The following is a 14,296-nucleotide window of genomic DNA, read 5'->3' as shown; positions in this document are numbered from 1 at the left end:
TGTCCACGGTCGGGTCTTCCCGTACCGGGGTCCGGCGATCGCCAGGACAGCGTCGAGCTTGCACCCCGCTATCGACAGAGCTGCCGATGGAGCTGCCGATGGAGCTGCCGATGGAGCTGCCGGAAGCGATGTCGCTGATGGTGGCTGTGGTGCTGTCGAGGTGATAGCGGCCTTCGGGTGGTGCCGTTGATGCAGGTCACGGGGCTCGGGGGCGGGCTGGTCGGCCATGGGTATCTCCTGGTCAGTGCTGGTGTCGGGGTGGGTGCCAGGTGTGTTCGGTGTGGTAGAGGTCGAGTTCGTCGCTGGTGAGGCTCAGGTGGATGGGGAGGCCGGTGCGGCCGCCGGATTTGATCAAATATTTGCCGCGGCCGGGGTGGAGTTGTCCGGGGACCCAGGTGGGTGGGGCGGCCCAGCCGTGGACCATCGCGGTCTCGGCGTCGCTGAGTGGGGTGATGGCGTGGAGGCGGTCGAGGTCGGCGGTGTTCATGCCGCCGAGGACGGTGATGGCGTTGCGTCCGGCCAGCCCGCGGGCTTTCGCCCGGTCCTCGGGGGTGGGGAGGGCGTCGAGGTCGTCGAGGGAGTGGGTGACTTGGGCGGAGATCTCCCCACGCGAGCGACCGAGGCGGGTGACGCGGTCGGAGAGTTCGACCAGTCCGGGTGCGACGCGCAGAGCGCGCCAGAGTTCGTCCTGGACCCGGAACACCGTCCGGTGATGGCCGCGGGCGCCTGCGGCGGTGATGGCGCTGGCCGCCCAGGCCCAGGCGGAGAGCATGGCGGCGGCGACGACGTCATCGTCGTCGTGGTCGAGCGCGGAGATGTCGAGCGAGAGGGCGGGGGTGTCGAGGTCGGTGGTGACGGTGGATGGTCGGTCGAACAGGCCGCGCATCGCGCCGGTACACAGCAACGCGAGGGTGTTGACCAGGTCGCGGGCCTCGCGCCGGTAGCGGGTCTCGGTGTCGGCGGCGGTGACAGCCAGCAGACTGGCCGGCGGGCTGGTCAGGACGTTGAGGATGTCACCGATCACCGGCTCGCCGTCGTCTGCTCTGCCGTCTGCGGTGGTGGTGTGGTCGCGGACGGTATCGAGGGCGGTGTCGAGTAGGCGGCGTTCGGTGACGGTGATCGGCCCCCGCCGCACGATCACGATCAGGGCCTCCAGCAGGGACAGGCGCCGCGTCCGGATCGTCTCGACCAGCTGGGTGCGTTCGGTGCCGACCGCGGCCCGTAGGGCGGCGCGCAGTGGTCCGGCGTCGAGGGGGTTCAGGGAGTGGTGGCCGCGGCCGAGGCGCCAGACGGTGCCGCCGAGATGCTCGACGAGGGCGGTGTATTCGCCTTTGACGTCGCCGGGGATCACCGCGGTCGCCCCGAACGCGACCAGCCCGGTGAGCAGCCGTTTCACGATCGTGGATTTCCCGATCCCGGGCTGGCCTTGGATCCACATGCCGGTGTTGGACACCAGACCCGACCGGAGCCAATGGGCGGGGTCCAGCCCGACGGGCTCACCGGTGTGCAAGTGGCGCCCGACGGGGACCCCGCGGGGCGCAGCACCCCCGGCCACCGCGAAGGGGAACAGGCCGCACACCTGGCTGGTCGTGGCCTGCCACATCATCCCGGGTTCGACGTTCGCCGCCCGGCCCCCACCGCGGGCGGGCCAGCCCCACGCCGGCGGCAGGTCCCGTCCTCGGGCCTGCTGCGCGGTGACGAGGTCGGGCGCGGCCGGATGTGCCGGCTCACCGGGGCGGCCGGGATCTAGGTGTGTCGTGGTCATGGACGCCTCATAGATGTCTCCGGTCCCTCTGGGGCTCTCCGGTCAGGTCTGGGTAAGTGTGGGCAGGTCACAGCAGGTGTAGGCGTGCATGGCTGTGTATGGGCAGGTACGGGCGTGGGTGGGTGTTAGTGGCGGTGGTGGAGTTCGTCGGGGTTGATGCCGAGGCCGAGGGCGGCGGCGAACCCGGCGGCGTGGGCGCCGTTGAGCCGGCGGATGCGGAGTTTGCTGTGTCCGGCGCGTTGTTCGCAGTCGGCGACCGCGGCGGGGAGCAGGGTCTGGTCGGTGACGGTGGTGGTGGTGTAGAGGGTGAAGCGGCCCAGGCCGGCGCCTTCGGCTTCTTCGCGGGCGGTCTGGATCGCGCGGGCGAGGTCGTCGCGGTCACGTTGGGTCTCGTCGCGTTTCGTCTTTCGCGCCCAGGAGCGGCGGATGTGGGTGTGGGTGATCTCCCGTTCCACCTCGGCGGCGGCCGCAGCGGCGTTGAAGGGGGTGTAGAGCAGGGTGGTGCGCCGGGCGAAGGGGCCGGGGGCCAGCAGTGGAGCGAGGATGCGGTCCATGACAGCTTGGCGCGGTGCGTCGATCATCGCCCAGGACACCGACATCCCCGAGTCGTGCCGCCAGTGATCCCAGGATTCGCGGGCGCGGATCGGGGCCGCGTCAGCCCACTCCGCCGCCCACCCCGATGTCGGGTGCTCTGCCGAGCCCGGCGGCACACCGCCGCCACCACCAGCAGCGCCAGCAGCGGCTGCAGCGGCAGTTGCTGCGAGATCAGCGCGGGCTGCGGGGTCGTAGGCGGCGCGTAGGTGATCGGTCAGCCAGGGGGTGGTGGCACGTCCCAGGACCGCGACCCCGGTCGCCGCGAGGGCTCGTTCGGTGCCGGGCAGCCACCGGGTGACCTCCGCGACCGCCGCGGGGAGGTCCGGGGGGCGTGGGGTGGCGCGGGATGGGTCGAAGCAGAGCGCGACGTAGGTGGTGACCTCGGCGGCGGAGGACGGGGCGGCGGCGGCGAGGGCGGCCATCACTGCCCGCGCCGCCGCCGGTGCGGCCGGGTCGAGTCGGGCGGTGACGTCGTCGCGCAGGGTCGCCCCGCCGGTGGGGGAGGTGTCCACGGTGACGCTGAGGTGGCGGATCATGGGTTGGTAGCCGAGGTCGGCAAGGAAGGCGCCCCATTGCGCGACCCAGGTGTCGGCTTGTGCGCGGTCGATCAAATCCAGCCCGACCGGGGAGACCCGCAGGACCGCGGTCAGGGTCCCGGTGCGCCGATCCCAGAGCAGGCCTTGGCGTGAGCCGCGGCCGTCGTCGGTCGAGAGCGGCACCACCGGGGCGAGGGGTCCGGGGAGGTCGTGGCGGCGGGGGTGCTCGGTCAACAGGCCGCCGGAGAGCTCGGTCCAGCCGGCCCGCTGGGCGCGGTGGAACCGCAGCCGTCGGGCGACCAGTCCGGTGATCGATTGGCCGTCGATCTTGACCACGGTGACCGCGACCGCGACCGCGACCGCACCGACCACGGCCAGGGCCAGGTCGGCGCGGCCGGAGCCGATCGCGACCAGGGCGGGGACGACCAGGGCGGTGAACACGACTTTCGTTTCGGTCGGGGACAGTGTGCCGATGCCGAACCCGCGGGCCCGGCGCCAATTCCCATAGGTCCGCCGTGTCGTCGGTGCGCTACTGCTGCTCATGGTCACCGTCCTGCCCCGTCGGTGTCGGTGCCTGCGCCGGGTGGGGCCGCCCCGGCACCCGATGGCCCGCCCACGCTGCCGGGCCTGTCTGCGCCGGGGTCGGGGTTGTTGTTGGTGGGGCTGGTCAGCTGGGCGGCGGTGGCCTCGGCCGCCGACTGCGTGGCCTGCACCGCCGCCGCTCCCGCGGCCGCCGCCGCGCCGACCCCCGACACCGCAGCACCAGCCGCAGCACCGGGCCCGGCGGCAGCGCCCGGCGCCGGGCCGGGGGCCGGTGACGGGGTGTTCTGCGGTCCGGCCGGTCCTCCAGAGCCCGCTCTTGGGGGATCGGTAGGCCTGCTGCCGGCGCTGCTCTCCCCAGCACCGGGGCTGGGGCCGATCGCTCCCGGGGACCCGGTCGGGCTCGTAGCAGGTGGGGTGGTCCAGGCCGGGGCGCTGTCGGGGCCGGTCAACTCCAGTGTGCGGGCGCTGCGCATCCCGGCCAGCGACACCGCCCCGGTCGCCGCACCAGCCACCATCCCACCCGCGGAACCGCTGGTGATCGTGGTGCCGGTGAAGGAGAAGAACCGCATCAACGCCGGTAACGCGATCACCGCGAGGGCGAGGATGACGATCCCGACCAGGATCGCCGCCCACTCCGGCCCACCCCCGGCAGGGGTGGGGGTGGACATGAGGGTCATCCCGATCGCGTAGATCAGCCCGGCGGCCGGTTTGTAGAAGATCAGCGCGGCGAGCCAGGCGATCACGGTCGGCAGCCACCGGCGGGTCGCCCCGGACAGCGCCCCGGCCGCGGCGATCGGCAGGACCGCGATCAGCACGAAGATCCCCGCCTGGCGGACGAACATCGCCAGCCACTGCAACGCACCCAGGACCAGGACGACGGTGCCGAGCAGGATCTGCGACCCGACCCCCATCTGCGAGCGTTGCAGGACGGTGGTGAGGCGGTCGACGAACTCCGGCAGCGCCGCCCCCAGGAACTCCGTGGTCGCCGCGTCCGCGGCGGCCAGCACGGTGACGGTGAGCAGGACCCCGACCGTGGTGGCCAGCACGAACCGGATGAGCCCGGCCGCGGACTCGAGGAGAGGTTCACCGCGGCGGGTCAGGATCATCTTCCCCACCTGACACAGCAGACAGATGGTGACGATCGCGGCCACGATCGGCCCGGTCAGCACCGCGAACCGCTCCGCATGCGCAGCCAGGCCGTCGAACACCGTCTCCTCGGCCAGCCACCACGTCAACAACGCGGCCAGGATCTCCGCTGCGGACTCCGCCAGAGCGCCCCCGGGATCTGTCCAGAACCCCACCTCACATCACCTCCGCCGACGCAGGCGTGGACGTGGACGTGGACGTACGGGATGCCGGGCGGTGACCGGCCGGGGCGGCCGGGAAGGATGACCGACCGTGAGTGACGGCAAAGGCGAAGGTAATGGCGCAGGTGAGGGCGAGGTCGAGGGTGCTCTTCTCGTTTCGGTCGGGCAGGTGTTCCCGTCGCTGGGATGGAACCCGGTCGAGGTCAACTACATCCTCTCCGAATTCCTGATCGAGCAGATCCGGGAAGACCGCATCGTCGACGCGACCGTCGCGCCGCTGCCCGACCCGACCGACGGGGTCGTGCTGACGGTGACGGTGCTCGCCACGGGGGAGCTGCCCGGCGGGACCGCGGTCGCCGACGGTGTCGCGCAGGCGGTGTCGGCGATGCAGTCGGCCTGGTTGTGGCTCAACCCCGGCCTGTCCGCGAACGGTCTCGCAGAACTGGATGAGGAGATCATCCGCCGGATGATCTTGTTCGGTGGGCGGGACCTGCAGGTCCGTTACCTCGATGCGCCCACCCCGGAAGAGGAACTCGACGTCTCCGGGTTCATCCGCTCCCAGCTCCTCGTCGACCCCCAGCCCTAGAGGAAGACCGCGACGATCCCCGAGGCTCCCGCGGCCAGGGCGAGACCGCCGACGACCCACAGGGTGCCGGTCAGGCCGTCGATGGCCATCGCATGATTCCGTTTCCGGCCGACGACGATCATCCCCGCACACACCAGCAGCCCGACCACCCCGGCGGCGATCAGACCCCACTTGATCCAGCCGATGATCTGATCGACGAAGTCGCCCAGCTTCCCCGGTGGGCGCTGCGCGGGTGGGTCCGGCGGCGCCACCTGCCCCGGCACCAGACCCGGGTCCAGGGCGGTGAGCGTGTCGGACGCCGACACCGCAGCGGTCATCACCAGGGACATGAGAGCTCCTCGAACGGGGAGGCGGCAGTGCCGCGGTGGTGGTCATGCCGGACGCACCCGAGCACCCGGTGACGCCACCACGACCGGACCGACCGGAGCGGCGGGAGCGGCGTCGGCCGGGGCCGACCTGACGTCGTGCTCAGGGAGGGCGGCGTGGTCGGGGAGGGCGGCGTGGTCGGGGAGGGCGAGGACGGCGTCGATCACCTGTCCCAGCGCGCGGACCAGCGCTCGTTCGGGTTTCGACAACTCCGCGGGGTCGAGGGCGAGGAGCTGGGCGGCGCGCTGGATCGGGCGCAGCATGTCCCGCCAGACGGTCACGAGGGGGATGGGCACGATCCCGGCGGTGTGTGGCTCGATACTGCGTAGCCGGTTCCGCGTATTCGTCCCCCATGCCGCGCCAGGAGCATCGTCGACCACAGCCAGCACCGGCGGGCCCGGGGTGTGCTGCAACGCGTGCGCCGCCCCGCCGACCGAGGACACCGTCGACCGGCACACCACCACCGCCACCTCGGTCTGCGCCCGATACACCCCCCGATCCACACCACCCACCGCCGCAGCCAGCACCGAGGTGCCGACCCCGCCGGCGACCCCGGCCACACGTGGACGCTCCCGCACACTCACCACCCCACCCCAGCCCCATCCCCCGACACCCCGCCGGGGAATGCCACCTTATTGAACGGAATCACGAGCGGTGAAACCATACATGCTCGATGGGGTGCCGCGCACGAACGCGACGACCGAGGCCGGGCAGGCCCGACCCGCACCGCTGTGGGCCACCGCGCGTCGTCGGGTGGTCGTCGGCGTCGGTGTCGGCGTCGGTAACGCCGCTACCTGCGGCGGCGATATCCTGAGCCTTTTTCATCGTGAATCCGCTGCTCAGGGGCCTGATGAGGGCGGTGGTGCAGCTGGGTGAGCCTCCCGGTAGGACAGCAATCGACCAAGATCGGCTGTCTGCCCAGGAGGCTCGGCGTGTTGTCCTACCCTGCTGCGATCGCGTTGTCGACTCACACCCTTGCCCGGCTGCGCAGCATGATCGGTCGTCAGCGGCGTGCCAGCGGGGGGGCGTTGGTGGCGGATCACCGCCGGTCAGCAGGCGTTGCTGGTCCTCGCGCACCTGCGTAACGGTGACACCTACGCCCGCCTCGCCGCCGGGTTCGGAGTCGCTACCAGCACCGCCTGGCGTTATGTCCACGACACCCTGGCCCTGCTCGCCGCCCTCGCCGAGGACATCACCCAGGTCGCAGCCAGGGTGGTATCGCTGGCCTGGGTGCTGCTGGACGGGACCCTGGTCCCGATCAACCGGGTCGCCGGGCAGCGCCGCTACTACTCCGGACGACACCGCCGCCACGGAGTGAACGTCCAGATCCTCGCCGACCCGTTCGGCCGACTGATATGGGCGTCTCCACCACTACCTGGGGCCACCCACGATGTGACCGCGGCCCGCGCCGTCGGGGTGATCGACACCCTGACCAGCCGGAACGTCGAGACGTGGGCGGACAAGGCCTACCAAGGCGCCGGAGGGACGATCCGGACCCCCTACAAACGGCACCGGACCCGACCACACCTGTCGACCGGGCAGAAAGCGGTGAACCGCGCTCACACCCGGATCCGGTGCCGAGTCGAACAAGCCGTCGCCGAGCTCAAGGGCTGGCACGTGTTGGACCGGCTCCGCTGCTGCCCCCGCTACGCGAGCACCGTCATCGCCGCGATCACCGTCCTGAACCGGATCGAAACCCGCCGCTGACCAGCAGATTCACGATGAAAAAGGCTCCCTGAAACGCGAGACCGGACAAGACGGACATGACGGATATGACGGATATGACGGACGGGTCGGGAGGTTCGGGGCAGGTGGAACGGTCGTTCCTCGAACCCGACCTGCGCCGCGACCACCGTGGCCGGTTCGGGGTGATCCTCGGTCTGGTCATCGCCGGAGTCGCCACCCTGGGCGGGGCGGTGCTGCTGTCGGTGTCGCTACTGTCGTCGGTCGGGCCGCCGCCCACGACCGCGTCCGCGGTCGGCGCGGCCGTCGTGACTCCCGACGGCGTGGGGGTGGCCTCGGCTGATCCGCTGATCACCGCCCAGCGGTGGCTGATCGCCACCCGCAGCATCTCCCACACCGATCCGGACCCGCTGGCCTGGACCGCCCGCGTCGCGCCGCTGCTGACCGGACCCGCCGCCCGGGCCAACGACTACCTCGTCACCCATGGGGCGCGGACCGGGGGCGGCTGGCCACAACTGGTCGCCGACCGCTGCAGCGTCACCGTGTCCGGGCTGGCCGCGGTGATCCCACCCGAAGCCCCGCGGAGTAGTGACCGGGTCGCGGTGCAGGTCTCCGGTACCGTCCACACCCGCTGCACCGAGCCCCACGGCCCGCGCGTGCCGCCCGAACCCGTCGCAGCCACCCTCACCCTGACCCGCGGCGGCATCGACAGCAACAGCGGCAACAGCCCCGGCGGGGACAGGCTCTGGCGCGTCCACGAACACCTCCACTAAAACCACCACCATCGACCTCCGTCGCCGCCGTTGCCGTCAGAGCAACCGGCCGGCGCACAACATGAGCCTTTTTCATCGTGTTTCTGCTGGTCAGCGGCGGGTTTCGATCCGGTTCAGGACGGTGATCGCGGCGATGACGGTGCTCGCGTAGCGGGGGCAGCAGCGGAGCCGGTCCAACACGTGCCAGCCCTTGAGCTCGGCGACGGCTTGTTCGACTCGGCACCGGATCCGGGTGTGAGCGCGGTTCACCGCTTTCTGCCCGGTCGACAGGTGTGGTCGGGTCCGGTGCCGTTTGTAGGGGGTCCGGATCGTCCCTCCGGCGCCTTGGTAGGCCTTGTCCGCCCACGTCTCGACGTTCCGGCTGGTCAGGGTGTCGATCACCCCGACGGCGCGGGCCGCGGTCACATCGTGGGTGGCCCCAGGTAGTGGTGGAGACGCCCATATCAGTCGGCCGAACGGGTCGGCGAGGATCTGGACGTTCACTCCGTGGCGGCGGTGTCGTCCGGAGTAGTAGCGGCGCTGCCCGGCGACCCGGTTGATCGGGACCAGGGTCCCGTCCAGCAGCACCCAGGCCAGCGATACCACCCTGGCTGCGACCTGGGTGATGTCCTCGGCGAGGGCGGCGAGCAGGGCCAGGGTGTCGTGGACATAACGCCAGGCGGTGCTGGTAGCGACTCCGAACCCGGCGGCGAGGCGGGCGTAGGTGTCACCGTTACGCAGGTGCGCGAGGACCAGCAACGCCTGCTGACCGGCGGTGATCCGCCACCAACGCCCCCCCCGCTGGCACGCCGCTGACGACCGATCATGCTGCGCAGCCGGGCAAGGGTGTGAGTCGACAACGCGATCGCAGCAGGGTAGGACAACACGCCGAGGCTCCCGGTCAGGATGATTGATCTTGGACGATCCCTGTCCTACCGGGAGCCTCACCCAGCTACACCACCACCCTCACCAAGCCCCTGACCAGCAGAATCACGATGGAAAAGGCTCCATGATCATGAAAGGAACCCGCGGCGCCTGTGAGCGGTGTACTTGTCCGGATGAGCTGCTGCGGACACACCTGGGTCGGACCCGACCGCGCCCACTGCTGCACCCGCACCAACGGCTGCGGACACGTCTTCGACAACGCCGTCCTGTGGGACACCCACCGCGTCGAACGCGACGGCGTCACCGTCTGTCTCGACCCCGCCACACTCGGCCTGACCACCACCAAAAACGGCATCTGGATCCAGCCGTAGGGCCCATCACGACAAGCGGCGACGGTGCGCGTTATCTGATATTTACAACGGCGTCGGATTCCCCTGCCCTGCGGGACAGCTGTTCTTCATCACGGCGTGGAGTAGCAGGGGGAGGCGTGCCGTTGTCGTTGCGTGTGCAGCTGTGTTTCATCGTGATTTTACATGGGGTGTCTTCCTCCGGCGGTGAGACCAGATCATTCTGTGGTGGTGACCGACGTCGGCCCAAGGGGCCGCAGAGACTCGTATTCTGCGCGTACGAGCATGAGTCGTCAGGCGCACCTGCTCGCTGCGGTCGCCGCGCCGGTGTGCATCATCGTTTTCGGGATCGGTGGCGTATTGCTCGGCGGCTGGTTGCCGCCTCGGATCGGTCCGGATGATAGCGCGGAAACTGTGGCTTCCTACTACGCACAGAACACTTTGCCGATTCGGGTCGGCGCGGTGTTCGCGATGATCTCGTTCGGTGTCATCCCGGTGTGGGGTGTGGCGATGGCCGCGCAAACCAGCCGTAAAGAAGGTGCGTTCCCTGTGCTGACGTATGTGCAGGTGACGTGCATGGCGGTGGGGACCGCGCAGATCGTGCTCAACACTGCCCTCTGGGCGACAGCGGCGTTTCGTGCGGGCGAGGTGTCGCCGGAGATCACGCAAATGCTCAACGATGCCGGGTTCATTATTTTTCTCGGCACGTGGATTCCGTTTACTGTGTGGGCGGTTGCGCTAGGCTTGAGTGTCCTGTTGGACAGAAGCGATCTTCCGGTGTATCCGCGGTGGAGCGGCTACCTGAGTATCTGGGTGGGTATCGGCTATCTGCCCTGCGCCACGGTGTGGTTTTTCAAGGATGGGCCGTTCGGGTGGCAGGGGATCGTGTGTATCGGAGTTCCGATCATCGTGTTCGGAATATGGCTGCTGACGTTCTCCGCGTTGACGGTACGGAACGTCCGGGCCGGGTTTCTCCACGAACAAGATCTCGACGACACGCCTCGGATGAGCACCAGGACACCTCGATGACACGCGAGAGCCAGCCTGCTGCGGATATGTCCACCGATCCGATCGCCTCGACATCGAGCGGTCCGGCTGCGCGGAACTGGACACCTGGTGGCCGCGGCAGAGTGCCGGGTGAGCTGGGCGTGTGGGTGCTGATCGGTGGCGAGCTGCTGATCTTCGGGCTCGTCTTCATCGTGTTCGGCTACGAACGCGCCCAGCAGATTGAGACTTTCCGGATCGCTCAGCCGACGATGCATCTGACCTACGGTGCGGTGGACACTCTGCTGTTGCTCACCAGCTCCGTGTTCGTCGCATGGGGCGTAATCGCACTCCGCGATCACCAGCCCCGGTGGAGCGCCCGACTGTTCGCCGCAGCCATAGCGTGCGGGTTGATGTTCGTTGTCAGCAAATATGCCGAGTGGTCAGACATGCTTACAGTCGGGCATGATCCTTTTGCGAACAGCTTCTTCATGTTCTACTTCGTCCTCACCACCATACACCTGACACACCTCATCGCCGGACTCGCAGTCCTGATCGGCATGTGTCGCATCGCCCGCACACCGAACCCCACAGCCCGCGCCCTGTGTCACATCGAGTCCGGAGCCTGTTTCTGGCACCTCGTCGACCTCATATGGATCATACTGTTCACACTACTGTATCTCGTGAGATAGGAATCATGACAGGTCACATCACGACGCGACCATACACGCGCACGCTTGTGGTCTGGGTCGGACTCATGGCCGCCACGACCCTCTCCTGGTACTGGGCCGACACTCACGATCTGTCAAGTCTTGTGAACAGCGGGATCATCCTGCTCGCCTTCATCAAGGTGTATCTCGTCGGCCACTACTTCATGGAACTCCGCAACGCACCACCGCTACTCCGCGTCACTTTCACGGCATGGTGCGTTGTTATCTGCGCTGCGCTAATCACGGAGGTATTCGGTGGCGACACCATGGCGATTCGAGAGGAGGCGAGATGACTCAGATCCGCCACACTGCGAGCATCTTCTCTGGCATGGAATTGCTCCTTCCGACGAAAATCATCGCCCCGAATCCTGGTCAGATTTGCGCCATACCTCTGAGGAAACGGGCTCGGCCCCTGCTGCGACTGGGGTGTGTCCTGTAATTCGATCGCGCCCTGGACCTGCACCACCGAATTACAGGACACACCCCAGTCGGCAAGGTGACCACTGATCCTGGATTGCTCCACAGCGTTTGCAGACCGAAGCATCATATCTTGCTTCGGCGTGGCTTGCTTCGGCGTGGCTTGGGTAAGTTGCGGTTGCGGTACTGTTCGACTCCACGCGTTAAATCGTAGCCATACGTGACGCCGCTCAGCGCATTTACGAGCTCTCTCTTGCTTGAGCGTGTATTTCTTTACAAAGAGGCTTATTCAGGCCCCGTGAAATAACGATCTAGCCCGGCGTGTCGGGTTGGGCGACAGCCCGTCCATCGCGAATATTGGTTTGCCGAATCAATCCGAGATGAACGGGCTGCCGCAGTATGTACTATACCACTGGTTTCCGGCGTGATGAAATTCAGGATCTTGTCGCTATAGTGTATGAGCAGGATCAGCGGGACGCGACGGAGGCACGTTTGTCTTGGCCGCCGGTTCTGGGGTTGTTCTGGTCGGTGGTGATCACGTTGGCGTATCTGCGCGGGAATCGTGTGCAGTGGGAGTTGGCGGAAACCTATGGGGTGTCGCAGTCGACGGTTAGTCGAGCGATCACGGGGGTGACACCGTTGCTGGCACAGGCGCTGCGGAGTGTCGTTCCGACGGCAGAGGAGCTTCGTGCCGATCGGCAGTACATCATCGATGGAACCTTGCTGCCCTGCTGGTCATGGGCCGCGGTGCCGGGTCTGTGGTCGGGCAAGCATCGCACCACCGGCGTCGTCGTCCAGGTCGCAGCCACCCTGGAAGGGCAGCTGTCGTGGATCTCCGACCCGACCCCAGGCTCCCGACACGACCTATATTGCCTCGACCAATCCGGCGCCCTCGACCACCTCGCCACATACCCCCCGATCGGCGATAAAGGATACATCGGGCGCGGCATGCTCACCCCGTTCAAAAAACCACCCGGCCGGGAACTTCTCGACTGGCAAAAAACATTCAACAAGAGCCTCAACCACACACGCGCCACCATCGAACGAGTCATCGCCCATATCAAAACGTGGAAAGTTCTCCACACAGACTACCGGCGGCCCTACGCCACATTTAAAACGACAATCTCGGCAGTCGTCGGACTCATCTTCTACACACTTACCTGACGGAGCCTGAATAAGCCTCAAAGACTTTGCAGGGGCTGTCTAGCCTTCTGCGGCATTTCGCACCTCGATGGGCAGAGGTTGACCGAGTGCGCGGCCCTCAGCATCAGAAAGTACGGTAGATAACACTTCAGAGGGCACGCCGGCCATCCGCGCCGCCTCTAGTGCTCGGATGAGGGTCGCGCGACGCGCGTCCAGTTTGCGCACTGCTGCGGCCCAGGACAATGCAGCATCGACGACAGTCTTCCGCTCAGCGCGCCCCTGATAGGCGGCCACCAGCGGTCGGGGCTCGTCTACCTGGGTCCCCTCTGTTGTGCCGCTAGAAGCCATCTCGGGCCGGTTCCCGAGGCATTCCCGGATAGCCTTTGAAGATGACGCGGACGCGGGCTCATGCGCGGACGCGGGCTCATGCGCGGACGCGGGCTCATGCGCGGACGCGGGCTCATGCGCGGACGCGGGCTCATGCGCGGACGCGGGCTCATGCGCGGACGCGGGCTCATGCGCGGACGCGGGCTCATGCGCGGACGCGGGCTCATGCGCGGACGCGGGCTCATGCGCGGACGCGGGCTCATGCGCGGACGCGGGCTCATGCGCGGACGCGGGCTCATGCGCGGACGCGGGCTCATGCGCGGACGCGGGCTCATGCGCGGACGCGGGCTCATGCGCGATAATCTTCGGGTGGCGGGGGGCGGGGGGGCGCCGCGGCTGGCGGGAGTTTTTTCTCTCGCGGAGTTTTGCTGTCGGTGACGGCGACTTACTAGCGGGTGTCTCGCTGGTGGTATGTGAATCTAGATTTTCGTCAGGAGGCGTTGTTGGCACGTTCAGCCACCTCTCTCGCTGTCGTGATATAGGCACGGATCATCGGGGTGTTTCGTTTCGACAGGGATCTTGCCGCACACAAGGCGGTGCGGGCTTTTCGCTGAGGCAACCAGTCGGCACGGGGGACCTCGGTGCTTACCTTAAGATTATAAGTTAAGGCGATCTGGTCGAGCCAGTCAAGGTGGGAATCCGCTGGACTCTTCGGAACCTGGGATGGGACAATGTACAGGGGATACCCTTGCAATTTCTCGCACCATCCGGCGAGCGCGTCGAGGTCCTTCTCTCCCAGCTCAGTGGGGCAGGGGACCACGTGAGCCGCAGCCATCGCGCCGTAAGTTGCGGCCCCTGATCCGGGGTGGGTGTCAATCACGACTGGTCGTTGCCACTCCCTAGCCCATCGCGTGAGATCGTCAGCAAATTTCTCCGGGCGCGGTTGATGAGCTTCCAAATCTGGACCGGCCGGGACCAGGTCGGGTTTGGTAGTGCCGCCGCGAATCAGGCGGGGTGCGCGACCGCTGTCAAGCGCGTCAAGCAGTGGAGATCTGGCACGGGTTTCGCGGCGCCATCCGAGAGCTCTGGACACGCAGCCGTCGTCCCAATCAGCATCGACGAGCACCGCATCAAGACAGTAGGCCAGCTCTGCGGCCAGAGTGCTTTTCCCGACACCGCCTTTCCCGGCCGCCACCGCGATGACGCGTCCGGCGAGCATCGGGCGCGACCAGATGCGAAGTTCTTCCACGGATGCGAGCAAGTCAGAGCCGATAGCCGGTAGGGGCGAGATCACATCAGATATCATCGCAGTTACTACGCGGGCCCGTGCACGGGCCCGCGTAGTATGTCG

13 protein-coding genes and 2 pseudogenes are annotated in these 14,296 nt (G+C 67.7%); 8 read left to right on the top strand and 7 right to left on the bottom strand.

The window, feature by feature from the left end:
- Positions 1-241: 241 nt before the first annotated feature.
- The 3 genes from KPL59_RS32805 to KPL59_RS32795 all read right to left on the bottom strand — a co-directional run bounded on the left by KPL59_RS32805 (position 242) and on the right by KPL59_RS32795 (position 4,739).
- On the bottom strand, positions 242-1,765 hold the full coding sequence (locus KPL59_RS32805) for a helicase HerA domain-containing protein (RefSeq protein WP_226363141.1): 1,524 nt from the start codon (positions 1,763-1,765) through the stop codon (positions 242-244).
- 125 nt (positions 1,766-1,890) lie between these two features.
- Positions 1,891-3,438, bottom strand: a complete 1,548-nt coding sequence (locus KPL59_RS32800; RefSeq protein WP_226363140.1) for an SCO6880 family protein — start codon at positions 3,436-3,438, stop codon at positions 1,891-1,893.
- Positions 3,439-3,440: 2 nt separating this feature from the next.
- Positions 3,441-4,739 (bottom strand): hypothetical protein, encoded by a 1,299-nt coding sequence (locus tag KPL59_RS32795; RefSeq protein WP_226363139.1) that lies wholly within the window; start codon positions 4,737-4,739, stop codon positions 3,441-3,443.
- Positions 4,740-4,836: 97 nt separating this feature from the next.
- Here KPL59_RS32795 and KPL59_RS32790 point away from each other — a divergent pair, with 97 nt between their 5' ends.
- Entirely contained in the window at positions 4,837-5,331 is a 495-nt protein-coding gene (locus tag KPL59_RS32790; protein ID WP_226363138.1) for a hypothetical protein, read from the top strand.
- Here KPL59_RS32790 and KPL59_RS32785 read toward each other — a convergent pair.
- Complete coding sequence (locus KPL59_RS32785) at positions 5,328-5,660, bottom strand: hypothetical protein (protein WP_226363137.1); 333 nt, start codon at positions 5,658-5,660, stop codon at positions 5,328-5,330. The genes KPL59_RS32790 and KPL59_RS32785 overlap by 4 nt on opposite strands.
- A 42-nt stretch (positions 5,661-5,702) precedes the next feature.
- Positions 5,703-5,978 (bottom strand): hypothetical protein, encoded by a 276-nt coding sequence (locus KPL59_RS32780; protein WP_226363136.1) that lies wholly within the window; start codon positions 5,976-5,978, stop codon positions 5,703-5,705.
- Between the two features lie 651 nt (positions 5,979-6,629).
- Here KPL59_RS32780 and KPL59_RS32775 point away from each other — a divergent pair.
- Both KPL59_RS32775 and KPL59_RS32770 read left to right on the top strand, forming a co-directional pair.
- Positions 6,630-7,404, top strand: a pseudogene (locus KPL59_RS32775) (transposase family protein).
- Positions 7,405-7,508: 104 nt separating this feature from the next.
- Positions 7,509-8,153: a hypothetical protein gene (locus KPL59_RS32770; protein ID WP_226363135.1), complete on the top strand. Its 645-nt coding sequence runs from the start codon at positions 7,509-7,511 to the stop codon at positions 8,151-8,153.
- A gap of 90 nt (positions 8,154-8,243) precedes the next feature.
- Here KPL59_RS32770 and KPL59_RS32765 read toward each other — a convergent pair.
- Positions 8,244-9,019, bottom strand: a pseudogene (locus KPL59_RS32765) (transposase family protein).
- 150 nt (positions 9,020-9,169) lie between these two features.
- Between KPL59_RS32765 and KPL59_RS32760 the strand changes: the two are divergent.
- The 5 genes from KPL59_RS32760 to KPL59_RS32740 all read left to right on the top strand — a co-directional run bounded on the left by KPL59_RS32760 (position 9,170) and on the right by KPL59_RS32740 (position 12,639).
- Complete coding sequence (locus KPL59_RS32760; RefSeq protein WP_226363134.1) at positions 9,170-9,388, top strand: hypothetical protein; 219 nt, start codon at positions 9,170-9,172, stop codon at positions 9,386-9,388.
- A 204-nt stretch (positions 9,389-9,592) separates the two neighbouring features.
- Complete coding sequence (locus KPL59_RS32755; RefSeq protein WP_226363133.1) at positions 9,593-10,393, top strand: hypothetical protein; 801 nt, start codon at positions 9,593-9,595, stop codon at positions 10,391-10,393.
- Positions 10,390-11,040 (top strand): cytochrome c oxidase subunit 3, encoded by a 651-nt coding sequence (locus KPL59_RS32750; RefSeq protein WP_226363132.1) that lies wholly within the window; start codon positions 10,390-10,392, stop codon positions 11,038-11,040. The genes KPL59_RS32755 and KPL59_RS32750 overlap by 4 nt, the downstream gene beginning before the upstream one ends.
- Positions 11,001-11,351 carry a cytochrome C oxidase subunit IV family protein gene (locus KPL59_RS32745; protein ID WP_308187994.1) on the top strand — a complete coding sequence of 117 codons (351 nt, stop codon included), beginning with the start codon at positions 11,001-11,003 and terminating at the stop codon, positions 11,349-11,351. The genes KPL59_RS32750 and KPL59_RS32745 overlap by 40 nt, the downstream gene beginning before the upstream one ends.
- Before the next feature lie 523 nt (positions 11,352-11,874).
- On the top strand, positions 11,875-12,639 hold the full coding sequence (locus tag KPL59_RS32740; protein ID WP_226361064.1) for a transposase: 765 nt from the start codon (positions 11,875-11,877) through the stop codon (positions 12,637-12,639).
- A gap of 796 nt (positions 12,640-13,435) precedes the next feature.
- Here KPL59_RS32740 and KPL59_RS32735 read toward each other — a convergent pair.
- Entirely contained in the window at positions 13,436-14,206 is a 771-nt protein-coding gene (locus KPL59_RS32735; protein ID WP_226358633.1) for a ParA family protein, read from the bottom strand.
- Between the last annotated feature and the right edge of the window lie 90 nt (positions 14,207-14,296).

The organism is Pseudonocardia sp. ICBG1142 (genome assembly GCF_020496255.1).
Lineage (GTDB): Bacteria > Actinomycetota > Actinomycetes > Mycobacteriales > Pseudonocardiaceae > Pseudonocardia.
This window is presented reverse-complemented; position numbering and strand designations above follow the sequence as displayed.

Coding starts and splice junctions, on each gene's coding strand:
- KPL59_RS32805 (WP_226363141.1), bottom strand. CDS start 1,765: ATGACCACGACACACCTAGATCCCGGCCGCCCCGGTGAGCCGGCACAT.
- KPL59_RS32800 (WP_226363140.1), bottom strand. CDS start 3,438: ATGAGCAGCAGTAGCGCACCGACGACACGGCGGACCTATGGGAATTGG.
- KPL59_RS32785 (WP_226363137.1), bottom strand. CDS start 5,660: ATGTCCCTGGTGATGACCGCTGCGGTGTCGGCGTCCGACACGCTCACC.
- KPL59_RS32750 (WP_226363132.1), top strand. CDS start 10,390: ATGACACGCGAGAGCCAGCCTGCTGCGGATATGTCCACCGATCCGATC.
- KPL59_RS32745 (WP_308187994.1), top strand. CDS start 11,001: ATGGATCATACTGTTCACACTACTGTATCTCGTGAGATAGGAATCATG.
- KPL59_RS32740 (WP_226361064.1), top strand. CDS start 11,875: ATGTACTATACCACTGGTTTCCGGCGTGATGAAATTCAGGATCTTGTC.